This window comes from Azospirillum cavernae (assembly GCF_003590795.1).
Taxonomy (GTDB): domain Bacteria; phylum Pseudomonadota; class Alphaproteobacteria; order Azospirillales; family Azospirillaceae; genus Azospirillum; species Azospirillum cavernae.
Genome location: NZ_QYUL01000003.1, coordinates 153,343 through 164,712, shown reverse-complemented (window position 1 = coordinate 164,712; position 11,370 = coordinate 153,343). Strand labels below are relative to the sequence as shown.

General features: G+C 64.9%; 11 protein-coding genes. 10 read left to right on the top strand and 1 reads right to left on the bottom strand.

Features of this window, described 5'->3' with window-relative positions; translation table 11 throughout:
• Positions 1-197: 197 nt before the first annotated feature.
• The 10 genes from glpD (at position 198) to D3877_RS20650 (ending at position 10,796) form a co-directional block, all read left to right on the top strand.
• On the top strand, positions 198-1,766 hold the full coding sequence (gene glpD, locus D3877_RS20695) for a glycerol-3-phosphate dehydrogenase (protein ID WP_119832693.1): 1,569 nt from the start codon (positions 198-200) through the stop codon (positions 1,764-1,766).
• Positions 1,763-2,866 carry an ABC transporter ATP-binding protein gene (locus D3877_RS20690; protein ID WP_119832692.1) on the top strand — a complete coding sequence of 368 codons (1,104 nt, stop codon included), beginning with the start codon at positions 1,763-1,765 and terminating at the stop codon, positions 2,864-2,866. Before glpD ends, D3877_RS20690 begins: the two co-directional genes overlap by 4 nt.
• A gap of 12 nt (positions 2,867-2,878) precedes the next feature.
• The gene (locus tag D3877_RS20685; RefSeq protein ID WP_119832691.1) at positions 2,879-3,976 is read left to right on the top strand and encodes an ABC transporter ATP-binding protein; all 1,098 of its coding nucleotides are present in this window, start codon (positions 2,879-2,881) and stop codon (positions 3,974-3,976) included.
• A 12-nt stretch (positions 3,977-3,988) separates the two neighbouring features.
• Positions 3,989-4,864, top strand: a complete 876-nt coding sequence (locus tag D3877_RS20680; RefSeq protein ID WP_119832690.1) for a carbohydrate ABC transporter permease — start codon at positions 3,989-3,991, stop codon at positions 4,862-4,864.
• Between the two features lie 47 nt (positions 4,865-4,911).
• Positions 4,912-5,730, top strand: coding sequence for a carbohydrate ABC transporter permease (locus D3877_RS20675; RefSeq protein WP_199720904.1), 819 nt, complete (start codon positions 4,912-4,914; stop codon positions 5,728-5,730).
• A gap of 16 nt (positions 5,731-5,746) precedes the next feature.
• On the top strand, positions 5,747-6,025 hold the full coding sequence (locus D3877_RS20670) for a DUF2160 domain-containing protein (protein ID WP_119832689.1): 279 nt from the start codon (positions 5,747-5,749) through the stop codon (positions 6,023-6,025).
• Between the two features lie 70 nt (positions 6,026-6,095).
• Positions 6,096-7,883 (top strand): ABC transporter substrate-binding protein, encoded by a 1,788-nt coding sequence (locus tag D3877_RS20665; protein ID WP_238475004.1) that lies wholly within the window; start codon positions 6,096-6,098, stop codon positions 7,881-7,883.
• Positions 7,884-8,163: 280 nt separating this feature from the next.
• Positions 8,164-9,654: a glycerol kinase GlpK gene (glpK, locus tag D3877_RS20660; protein ID WP_119832688.1), complete on the top strand. Its 1,491-nt coding sequence runs from the start codon at positions 8,164-8,166 to the stop codon at positions 9,652-9,654.
• 144 nt (positions 9,655-9,798) lie between these two features.
• Positions 9,799-10,425, top strand: a complete 627-nt coding sequence (locus D3877_RS20655; RefSeq protein ID WP_119832687.1) for a DUF6198 family protein — start codon at positions 9,799-9,801, stop codon at positions 10,423-10,425.
• A gap of 161 nt (positions 10,426-10,586) precedes the next feature.
• Positions 10,587-10,796 carry a hypothetical protein gene (locus tag D3877_RS20650; protein WP_119832686.1) on the top strand — a complete coding sequence of 70 codons (210 nt, stop codon included), beginning with the start codon at positions 10,587-10,589 and terminating at the stop codon, positions 10,794-10,796.
• 77 nt (positions 10,797-10,873) lie between these two features.
• Here the strand turns inward: D3877_RS20650 and D3877_RS20645 are convergent, their stop codons facing one another.
• The gene (locus tag D3877_RS20645; RefSeq protein WP_238475003.1) at positions 10,874-11,134 is read right to left on the bottom strand and encodes a hypothetical protein; all 261 of its coding nucleotides are present in this window, start codon (positions 11,132-11,134) and stop codon (positions 10,874-10,876) included.
• Positions 11,135-11,370: the final 236 nt, after the last annotated feature.

The following is an 11,370-nucleotide window of genomic DNA, read 5'->3' as shown; positions in this document are numbered from 1 at the left end:
CGGGCGGGGGGCCGCAGGCTGTGCGACGCGCCGTTTCGCGCCCGCTGTTTTCGATAGGCAAACGCCCGGATTGAGCGTAGCGTCAAAATATGGTCCGTTGAACGAACATTTTCCTTCACACGCGCTAACGAACATTGTATGTTCCAAAACGAAAGCAGCCGACCCCCAGCCGGGGCGGCGCGACACGGAGAGGAACGATGACGAACGCGTCCAGCGATGCGGTGGATCTGCTGATCGTCGGCGGTGGCGTGAACGGCGCGGGCATCGCCCGCGACGCGATCGGACGGGGTTTGTCGGTGGTGCTGTGCGAACAGGGCGACCTTGCGGGCGCCACCTCGTCGGCCAGCACAAAGCTGATCCATGGCGGTTTGCGCTATCTTGAATATTACGAATTCCGCCTCGTCCGCGAGGCGTTGCAAGAACGTGAAGTGCTGTTGCGCGCCGCCCCGCACATCATTTGGCCGCTGCGCTTCATCCTGCCGCACGACAGCGGCATGCGTCCGGCCTGGATGGTGCGCATCGGTTTGTTCCTTTACGATCATTTGGGAAAACGCAATCTGCTGCCCGGGTCGCATGGCGTCGATCTGACCCGCAGCCCGGCGGGCAAGCCGCTGACCGGCGAATTCACCAAGGCTTTTGAATATTCCGATTGCTGGGTGCAGGACAGCCGTCTGGTCGTGCTCAACGCCATCGACGCGCGGGAACGCGGCGCGGAGATCCTGACGCGCACCCGTTGCGAAAAGGCCCAGCGCCTGAACGGCGAATGGGTGGCGACCCTGGTCAACACCGACAGCGGCGAAACCCGCACGGTGCGCGCCCGCGCACTGGTCAACGCCGCCGGCCCCTGGGTGCGCGACGTCATCAGCCGCCGCACCGGCGCGACGGTCGACAAGTCGGTTCGTCTGGTCAAGGGCAGCCACATCGTCGTGCCGAAGATGTATGACGGCGATCACGCCTACATCTTCCAGAATGACGACCGCCGCATCGTCTTCGCCATCCCCTATGAGGGCAAATTCACCCTGATCGGCACCACCGACCTGGATTACACCGGCGATCCCGGCGCGGTGACGATCAGCCCTGACGAAGTCACCTACATGTGCCGGGCGGTGTCGCGCTACTTCAAGCGCCCCGTGACCGAAAACGACGTGGTGTGGAGCTACAGCGGCGTTCGCCCGCTGTTCGACGACGCCAGCGGCAACGCGTCCGCCGTCACCCGCGATTACGTGCTGGAGATGGACACGCCCGCCGGTCAAGCGCCGATGCTGTCGATCTTCGGCGGCAAGATCACCACCTTCCGCCGCTTGGCCGAAGAGGCGACCGACAAGCTGCTGACCGCGCTGGGCCGCAAGGGCGGCAGTTGGACCGCCGATTTCGCCCTGCCCGGCGGCGACATCGCCAACGCCGATTTCACCGGCTTCCTGGCCGATTTGCGCCGCCGCCGCCCCTGGCTGCCCGACGACCTCGCGCTGCGTCTGGCGCGCGCCTACGGCACGCGGGTCGAGCGGTTGCTGGGCAAGGCCGCCGCGCTGTCCGACCTTGGCCGCGACTTTGGCGGCGGGGTTTTTGAAGCCGAACTGACCTACGCCGCCACCGAGGAATTCGCCGTCAGCGGCGACGATTTCTTGTGGCGCCGCTCCAAACTTGGGCTGCACCTGGACGCCACGATCCGGGACGCCATCGGCGCATGGTTCGACCAGCGCCGACACGCAACGGCCACCGCCCCAGAAAGCACCTCCGGGCGGTTGTCGATGGGAGGACTCCGGTGACTGTATCCCTTGAAGGCGTGACCAAAAAGGTCGGCGCCGACCTGCATCTTCACCCCCTGTCGCTGGCGCTTCAGCCCGGCACCTTCAACGTTCTGCTGGGCCGCACGCTGGCCGGCAAAACCACGTTGATGCGGCTGATGGCCGGTCTGGACGCCCCCAGTTCGGGGCGGGTTCTGGAAAATGGCAAGGACGTGACCGGCGTTTCGGTGCGCCATCGCGACATCGCCATCGTCTATCAGCAATTCATCAATTACCCGGCGATGACGGTGTTCGACAACATCGCGTCGCCCCTGCGCCGCCAGGGCAAATCATCCGCCGACATCGACGCCCATGTCCGCCGCACCGCCGACATGCTGCGCATCACGCCCTATCTGGCCCGCCTTCCCGCCGAATTGTCCGGCGGCCAACAGCAGCGCTGCGCCATCGCCCGCGCCCTGGTCAAGGGCGCCGGTCTGTTGCTGCTCGACGAGCCGCTGGTCAACCTGGATTACAAGCTGCGCGAGGAGCTGCGCGCCGAGCTGCGCGACATCTTCGCCGACGGCAAGACCACCGTCGTCTACGCCACCACCGAACCGCAAGAGGCGTTGATCCTGGGCGGCGCCGTCACGGTGCTGCACGAAGGCCGCCTGTTGCAGACCGGCCCGACCAGCGACGTCTTCCAGTCTCCCGTGACCGAGGAATGCGCGTCGGTGTTCAGCGACCCGCCGATGAATGTGCTGGAGGCGATCCTCACCAACGACCGCGTGGCGCTCAGCGACGGCACCAGCCTGCCTTTGTCGGCGCACGACCGCAACCTGCCCGCCGGTCCCTGCCGCGTCGGCATCCGCGCCAATCATCTGACGGTTCTGCGCCGCTCCGACCGGCTGGTCCCGATCACGGGCCGGGTCGAATTGTCGGAAATCAGCGGATCGGAAACCTTCATCCATCTGCGCCACGGCTCCACCACGCTGATCGCGCGGGAGGACGGCGTCCACACCCACCCCATCGGGTCCGAGATCCAGGTCTACGCCGACCCCGACCGCATCTTCGTCTTTTCCACGGCGGGCGCGCTTGTCGCCGCTCCGCTGGGACGGCGCGGCATGCTGCGCAACATCGCGTGAGGCGCTGACATCATGGCGACCATTCAATTCGACAATCTGGGCCATTCCTACCACCCCCACCCCAGCAAGCCCGACGATTACGCCCTGCGCCGTCTGTCGCAGGAGTGGGAGGACGGCAAGGCTTACGCCCTGCTCGGCCCGTCGGGCTGCGGCAAGTCCACCCTTCTGAACATCATCTCCGGCCTGCTGGTGCCCAGCGAAGGGCGGGTGCTGTTCGACGGGCTGGACGTCACCCGCTGCACGCCGGAAGAGCGCAACATCGCCCAGGTGTTCCAGTTCCCGGTGATCTACGACACCATGACGGTGTATGAAAACCTCGCCTTCCCCTTGCGCAACCGCAAGGTTCCCGAGGCCGACGTCGACCGCCGCGTGCGGCAGGTGGCCGAGGCGCTGGACCTGACCGCCGATCTGAAAAAGCGCGCCCAGCGGCTGACGCCGGACGCCAAGCAGAAGATTTCCATGGGGCGCGGGCTGGTCCGCTCCGACGTCGCGGCCATCCTGTTCGACGAGCCGCTGACCGTCATCGACCCGCACACCAAATGGATCCTGCGGCGCAAGCTGCGCCAGATCCACGAGGAATACCGCCTGACCATGATCTATGTGACGCACGATCAGGTGGAGGCGCTGACCTTCGCCGACAAGGTCGCGGTGATGTATGAGGGCGCCATGGTCCAGCTCGGCACCCCGCAAGAGCTGTTCGAGGCGCCGCGCCACACCTTTGTCGGTTACTTCATCGGCAGCCCCGGCATCAATCTGATGCCCTGCACGCTGGGCGGCGATCAGGCCATCGTCGAGGGCATCGCCATCCCGCTGGCCCCCGGCTCCGCCGCCGCCCTGCCCAACCGCGACGTTCCCAAGCTCGGTGAAAAGTTCGAGCTGGGCATCCGCCCGGAATTCGTCGAGCTGACCCGCAGCGGCGCCAACGGGGCCATCCCGGTTCAGGTGGTCGGCGTGGACGATCTCGGCACGTCGAAGCTGGCGACCCTGCGCATGGGCAGCCACACGCTGAAGGCGCGCCTGTCGGAGGATCAAGAAATCCCGCTCGACGCCGCCATCCGCTTCCCCACCCGGTGGACCAAGCTCTACCACGACAGTTATCTGGTCAATTGAGGAGCCGGAGCCATGGATAAAGTCCAAGACAACCGGGCCTGGTTCCTGATCATTCCCGTGTTTTTGATCGTCGCCTTCAGCGCCATCCTGCCGCTGATGACCGTGGTCAACTATTCGGTTCAGGAAATCTTCGGTCCCGGCCAAACACTCTTCGTCGGCACGGAATGGTTTGAAAAGGTGTTGGCCGACGAGCGGCTGCACGACGCGCTGTTCCGCCAGATCATCTATTCGCTGGCCGTGCTGGCGATTGAAATTCCGCTGGGCATCGTCATCGCGCTCGGCATGCCGGGCGGTCGCAGCGCCAAGACGTCGTTGACGCTGGTGTTGCTGGCCCTGCCGCTGCTGATCCCGTTCAACGTCGTCGGCACCATCTGGCAGATTTTCGGACGCGGCGACATCGGTCTGGCGGGCGCCACCTTCCGGGCGCTGGGCTTCAGCTACAACTACACCTCCAACTCGCTGGACGCTTGGCTGACGGTGCTGGTGATGGACGTGTGGCACTGGACCAGCCTGGTCGCGCTGCTCGCCTACGCCGGTCTTCAGTCGATCCCGCCCGCCTTCTATCAAGCGGCCAAGATCGACGGCGCGTCGAAATGGGCGGTGTTCCGTTACATCCAGTTGCCGAAGATGCGCGGGGTTCTGGTCATCGCCATCCTGCTGCGCTTCATGGACAGCTTCATGATCTACACCGAACCCTTCGTTCTGACCGGCGGCGGCCCCGGCAACTCCACCACCTTCCTCAGCCAATATCTGACGCAGATGGCGGTGGGCCAGTTCGACATCGGCAAGGCGGCGGCCTTCTCGATCATCTACTTCCTGATCGTGCTGCTGTTTTCCTTCGTCTTCTACACCATCATCACCAAGACCGGCTCGGGAGAGAAGCAATGAGCAAGGCCGCCGTTCTCGCCCCCGGCTCTCTGGCCTCCCCCGCCAACATGCGCCGCTCCTCGGCGCGGGTGTCGCGCCGGACCATCATCCTGATCGCCTACATCGTCTTCCTGATGCTGCCCATCTATTGGATGGTCAACATGTCCTTCAAGACGAACGAGGAGATCCTGGCCGGGCTGACGCTGTACCCGCACACGCCGACGCTCCACAATTACATCACCATCTTCACCGATCCGAGCTGGTACAGCGGCTACATCAACTCGATCTATTACGTCACGCTGAACACGGTGATTTCGCTGCTGGTGGCGTTGCCCGCCGCCTACGCCTTCTCACGCTACCGCTTCATCGGCGACAAGCATGTGTTCTTCTGGCTGCTGACCAACAAGATGGCCCCGCCCGCCGTCTTCCTGCTGCCCTTCTTCCAGCTTTATTCGGAAGTCGGCCTGTTCGACACGCACATCGCCGTGGCGCTCGCCCATTGCCTGTTCAACGTGCCGCTGGCGGTGTGGATTTTGGAAGGCTTCATGTCCGGCGTGCCGCGTGAAATCGACGAGATGGCCTACATCGACGGCTACAGCTTCCCGCGCTTCTTCACCACGGTCTTCATGCCGATGATCCGCGCCGGGATCGGCGTCACCGCCTTCTTCTGCTTCATGTTCAGTTGGGTGGAATTGCTGCTGGCCCGCACGCTGACCTCGGTCAACGCCAAGCCGATCGCCGCGACGATGACCCGAACGGTCAGCGCGTCGGGCATGGATTGGGGGTTGCTGGCCGCCGCAGGCGTGCTGACCATCCTGCCGGGCGCGTTGGTGATCTGGTTCGTCCGCAACTACATCGCCAAGGGCTTCGCCCTGGGCCGCGTTTGATCGGGAGTTCGCGACCATGAATTTTGAATGGATGGCGTGGACCCTGCCGACCGCCCTCTTTTTCACCGGGATCGCGTCCATGCTGGTCTTGATGACCGTGTGGGAACTGGTGTCGCCGACGGTGGAGGCCAAGGGCTTCCTGCCGATGCGCACCACCCGGGGCGACCGTCTTTTCATCGGACTTCTGGGCAGCGCCTTCATCCATCTGGGATGGCTGGCGGCGACCGATGCCGCGCTGTGGGGGGCCTTCGGCGTCTCCCTGGTGTGGACTGCCCTCGTCATCCGGTTCGGCTGAAGACGCCGAACCGGCGATTACCAAAGAAGCTCTCTCGGCCAACCAAGATTTGATCCAAGTGGGAGGAATCATGCGTCAGGGAATGACTGTGACCGCGACCAACGGCTCGTCGCTGCGTCGGCGGTTGACAGGGGCGGTGATGGCTGGCGGCATTGGTGTGCTGCTCGCCATGGCCTCGGCGGCTCCCGCCGCCGCGCTGACCGCCGAGCAAGAGGCCGTCGCCAAGAAGATCATCGAGGAATTGCAGCCCTCCACGCTCTCCAAGGACGAGCAGATGAAGGAGCTGGAATGGTTCGTCAAGGCCGCCGAACCCTTCAAGGGCATGGACATCAACGTCGCTTCGGAAACGCTGACGACGCACGAGTTCGAGTCCAAGACTCTCGCCAAGCTGTTCAGCGAGCTGACCGGGATCAAGCTCAAGCATGATCTGATCCAGGAAGGCGACGTCATCGAAAAGTTGCAGACCCAGATGCAATCGGGCCGCAACGTCTATGACGCCTACATCAACGACAGCGACCTGATCGGCACCCACGTCCGCTACGGCCACGCCATTCCGCTGTCCGATTTCATGACCGGCGAGGGCAAGGACGTCACCCTGCCGACGCTGGACGTGAAGGACTTCATCGGCACCAGCTTCACCACCGGCCCGGACGGCAAGCTGTACCAGTTGCCCGACCAGCAGTTCGCCAACCTCTACTGGTTCCGCGCCGACTGGTTCGCCCGCCCCGACCTGAAGGAAAAGTTCAAGGCCAAATATGGCTATGAGCTGGGCGTTCCGGTCGATTGGTCGGCCTATGAGGACATCGCCAACTTCTTCACCAACGACGTGAAGGAAATCGACGGCGTCCGCGTCTATGGCCACATGGATTACGGCAAGAAGGATCCCTCGCTCGGCTGGCGCTTCACCGACGCGTGGCTCTCGATGGCTGGCGGCGGCGACAAGGGCCTGCCCAACGGCAAGCCGGTGGACGAATGGGGCATCCGCGTCGAAGGCTGCCGTCCGGCGGGCGCCTCGGTCGCGCGCGGCGGCGACACCAACGGCCCGGCGGCGGTCTATTCGCTGACCAAATACATCGACTGGCTGAAAAAATTCGCCCCGCCGGAAGCGGCTGGCATGACCTTCTCCGAAGCCGGTCCGGTTCCGGCCCAGGGCGCGGTCGCCCAGCAAATCTTCTGGTACACCGCCTTCACCGCCGACATGACCAAGCCGGGCCTGCCCGTGGTCAACGCCGACGGCACGCCGAAATGGCGCATGGCCCCCTCGCCGCACGGCCCGTACTGGGAACCGGGCATGAAGCTGGGCTATCAGGACGTCGGTTCCTGGACCCTGCTGAAGTCCACCCCGCTGGAACGCCGCAAGGCCGCGTGGCTCTACGCCCAGTTCACCGTGTCGAAGACCGCGTCGCTGAAGAAGACCCTCATCGGTCTGACCCCGATCCGCGAAAGCGACATCAAGTCCGACGCGATGACCGCCGCCGCGCCGAAGTTGGGCGGCCTGGTCGAGTTCTACCGCAGCCCGGCCCGCGTGGCCTGGACGCCGACCGGCACCAACGTGCCGGATTATCCGAAGCTGGCCCCGCTGTGGTGGCAGAACATCGCCGAAGCCGTGACGGGTGAGCGCACCCCGCAGCAGGCGATGGACAATCTGGCCGAGCAGATGGAGCAGGTGATGGCCCGCATGGAGCGCGCCAACATCGGCGGCGACTGCGCGCCCAAGCTGAACGCGAAGAAGGATCCGAAGGAGTGGTTCTCGACCACCAAGGCGCCGAAGGCCAAGCTGGCCGACGAGAAGCCCAAGGGTCAGACCGTGGTCTACGAGGATCTGCTGAAGGCCTGGAAGGAAGGCCGCGCCCAATAACGACGGGTTGCGGTTGACGGTTCACCCTCCTGGTTGCGCCGGGGGTTAACCTGGGGGCGGCGGCCCGCCGCCGCCCCGTTTTTCATTGTTCTCCCTCTCCCGTTTCGGGAGAGGGAAGGGGCCCGCAAAGCGGGAAGGGTGAGGGGTTGCGTCGGCGAATCCCTGGGGCGTGATCGTTGAACCACCCCTCACCCTCCCCACGCTTGCGCGCGGGTCCCCTCCCTCTCCCGGAACGGGAGAGGGTATAAGCGACAAGACGCCATTCCAGGGGGAAGCACCCATGAGCCGAAACGGCCACATCCTCGCCATCGATCAGGGCACCACGTCGTCGCGGGCCATCGTGTTCGACGGACGCGGAACGCCCATCGCCGTGGCCCGCCGCGAGTTTCCACAGCATTACCCCGGCGATGGCTGGGTCGAGCATGATCCCGCCGACATTCTGCGCGACGTCCGCGCGGTCGCCCGCGAAGCGATGGAACAGGCCGGGCTGACCGCCGCCGCCATCGCCGCCATCGGCATCACCAACCAGCGCGAAACCACCGTTGTGTGGGACCGCGCGACCGGCGAGCCGATCCACCGCGCCATCGTCTGGCAAGACCGCCGCACCGCCGCGCTCTGCCACCAGATCGCCGACGCCGGGCATGGCGAAATGGTCCGGGCCAAGACCGGCCTGTTGATCGACGCCTATTTCTCGGCCACCAAGATCGCCTGGATCCTCGACCATGTGCCGGGCGCGCGCGACCGCGCCGAGCGTGGCGAGCTGTGCTTCGGCACCATCGACAGCTTCCTGATCTATCAGTTGACCGGCAAGGCGGTGCACGCCACCGACGCGACCAACGCCTCGCGCACCATGCTGTTCGACATTCACGCGCAGGATTGGGACGATGAATTGCTCGCCCTGTTCCGGGTGCCGCGCGCCATGCTGCCGCGCGTGCTCGACAGCTCCGACGATTACGGCGTCACCGAACCCACTCTGCTTGGCGCCCCGGTTCCCATCGCCGGGGTGGCGGGCGACCAGCAGGCCGCCGCCTTCGGGCAGGCCTGCCTGTCGCCGGGCATGGCGAAATCGACCTACGGCACCGGCTGTTTCGCCCTCATCAACACCGGCACGACGCCGGTGGTGTCGAAAAACCGCTTGTTGACCACCGTCGCCTATCGCCTGAACGGGGTGACGAGCTACGCGCAGGAAGGCTCCATCTTCGTCGCGGGCGCGGCGATCAAATGGCTGCGCGACGGCTTGGGCGTCATCACCCACGCCAGCCAGACCAACGATCTGGCGACCCGCGTTCCCGACAGCCACGGCGTCTATTTCGTTCCGGCCTTCGTCGGTCTGGGCGCGCCCTATTGGGATTCGGAGGCCCGCGCCGCCATCTTCGGCATGACGCTGGACGTCGGCCCCGCCCACATCGCCCGGGCGGCGCTGGAGGCCGTGGCCTATCAAACCCGCGATCTGATGGACGCGATGGCAGGCGATTGGGGCGGGGCCATCAACGCGCTGCGCGTCGATGGCGGCATGGCGGCGAATGATTGGCTGTGCCAATTCCTGGCCGATCTGCTGGGCATGCCGGTCGAACGGCCCGAGATCATCGAAACCACAGCCCTGGGCGCCGCCTGCCTCGCCGCGCTGCGCGTCGGCCTGTTCGACGGGTTGGAGTCGGTGTCCGCCGCTTGGCGCTGCCAAAGCCGGTTCGAGCCGCGCATGGACCCCGAACGGCGCGAGCGGCTTTACGCCGGTTGGCGGGACGCGGTGGCGCGCACCCGCTCCCACTGACCACCCCATGCCGGGGCGCCGACGTCCGGGACAAGGGACGTCGGCGTTCCCGATGGCGTTGTGTGGTGAAGGATTGACTCGCCCCTCCGGTCCAGGGTTTGCTGCGTCGCACACCCGACGTTTCGGCTGAACCGGATCCCCGCCATGGTTGACGCTGTCCTTTCCCCCGCGCCGGTCGAGCGCCACCGGCTCTACGAGGATGCGCTGGCGATGCTGCTTGGCACGCTGTTCATCGCGTTGGGCATGATGCTGTACACCAAGACCATGCTGTTGACCGGCGGCGTCGCCGGGGTGGCGTTGCTGCTCAGCTACGTCACGCGGCTGGAGTTCGGCACGCTGTTCTTTCTGGTCAACATCCCCTTTTACGCGCTGGCCTGGAAACGGCTGGGCTGGATGTTCACCCTGCGCACGGTGATCGCCGTTGGGCTGGTCACGCTGTTTTCGCGGCTGACCGGGGATTGGATCCACGTCGACCACATTCATCCGGTCTACGCCACGGTGATCGGCGGCGGGCTGTTCGGCACCGGCCTGCTGATGCTGTTCCGCCACCGCACCGGGCTGGGCGGCATCAACATTCTGGCGATCTATCTGCAAGAGCGGCACGGCGTCCGCGCCGGGTATTTCCAGCTTGGCGTCGATCTGGCGATTTTGGCCGCCGCCTTTTTCGTCCTGGCCCCCGATCAACTGGTCCTGTCGGTGGTCGGGGCGGCCATCGTCAATCTTCTGCTGGCGATCAACCACAAGCCGGGCCGCTATCTGGGCGTCAGTTGAGGAACGCATCATCCATGGCGACTCCGTGCGGAGTCCGCGTGGCTGGCCTGCGCCGATGGCGGTTCACCGCAGAGAAAGCTTAACCTTTGCTTAACCACACGAGATCATTGTCCCGCGACCTTTACCCCCTCACATCATCGTTTGGAATCGAGCGCCTCATCATGGGCAACAAGACCGTTAAGCTTTCCAACAAGGGCGGATACCGCGAGATCGCCGTGGACGACCTGCCGCGCAACGTGCGGGCCGCCGTCACCGATCTGTCCGCCAAGAACCCGGTGTCCGACATTCTCGTCGATCAGGCCGGGATGCTGTACCGCATCCACCTGACCGCCCCGGCGAACATCTATCTGGACGTGCTGGCCGTCGCCTGAGCGAGCGCTTTCCTTGTGAAAAAGGGCGGCGCGAAACCACGCGCCGCCCTTTTTCATGCCCAAAACGCCGCGCGGGTTCAGTGCCGCCGCCCCTCCAACCGGCACAGCGCCTGATCCAGCACACTCAGCGGGATCATCAGCACGACGCCGCCCAGGATGGCGCGGACATCCTCGATGTCCAGGTCGGTGGTGGCGGCGAGCGTCCGTTCGTCCAGGCCGCGATCCTCGGCGATGATTGTGATCCAACCCGCCAGGGTTTGCGCTTGGGCCATTTGCGCGGCGGTGGTGATGAACGAGAATCGTCCAGACACCGGCGATGCATTCTCGAATGGAATCATGGCGTCCCTCCCCAAGAATTGCGGTTTGCTTTTGCCTCGCGCTTTTCGCACTTGCACAATAAACAGCGTTTTGCTGCTCTGCGGCGCGCGTTCTTTGACAGAATGCGCGCGCCCGTGACTTTGAGATAGTCTCTCCTAAGTCATAGACAACTTGCAACAGCCAAGACTTGGCCCCGCAAAGGAAAGGGGCTTCGGGATTCTTTGAAACTGTCTTCACGGCATCGGGGCTAGGGGCG

Bases quoted from the DNA above. Each gene is read 5' to 3' on its own strand.
- D3877_RS20665 (WP_238475004.1), top strand. From the start codon at position 6,096: ATGCGTCAGGGAATGACTGTGACCGCGACCAACGGCTCGTCGCTGCGT.
- D3877_RS20675 (WP_199720904.1), top strand. From the start codon at position 4,912: ATGCGCCGCTCCTCGGCGCGGGTGTCGCGCCGGACCATCATCCTGATC.
- D3877_RS20670 (WP_119832689.1), top strand. From the start codon at position 5,747: ATGAATTTTGAATGGATGGCGTGGACCCTGCCGACCGCCCTCTTTTTC.
- glpD (WP_119832693.1), top strand. From the start codon at position 198: ATGACGAACGCGTCCAGCGATGCGGTGGATCTGCTGATCGTCGGCGGT.
- D3877_RS20685 (WP_119832691.1), top strand. From the start codon at position 2,879: ATGGCGACCATTCAATTCGACAATCTGGGCCATTCCTACCACCCCCAC.
- D3877_RS20655 (WP_119832687.1), top strand. From the start codon at position 9,799: ATGGTTGACGCTGTCCTTTCCCCCGCGCCGGTCGAGCGCCACCGGCTC.
- D3877_RS20650 (WP_119832686.1), top strand. From the start codon at position 10,587: ATGGGCAACAAGACCGTTAAGCTTTCCAACAAGGGCGGATACCGCGAG.
- glpK (WP_119832688.1), top strand. From the start codon at position 8,164: ATGAGCCGAAACGGCCACATCCTCGCCATCGATCAGGGCACCACGTCG.
- D3877_RS20645 (WP_238475003.1), bottom strand. From the start codon at position 11,134: ATGATTCCATTCGAGAATGCATCGCCGGTGTCTGGACGATTCTCGTTC.
- D3877_RS20680 (WP_119832690.1), top strand. From the start codon at position 3,989: ATGGATAAAGTCCAAGACAACCGGGCCTGGTTCCTGATCATTCCCGTG.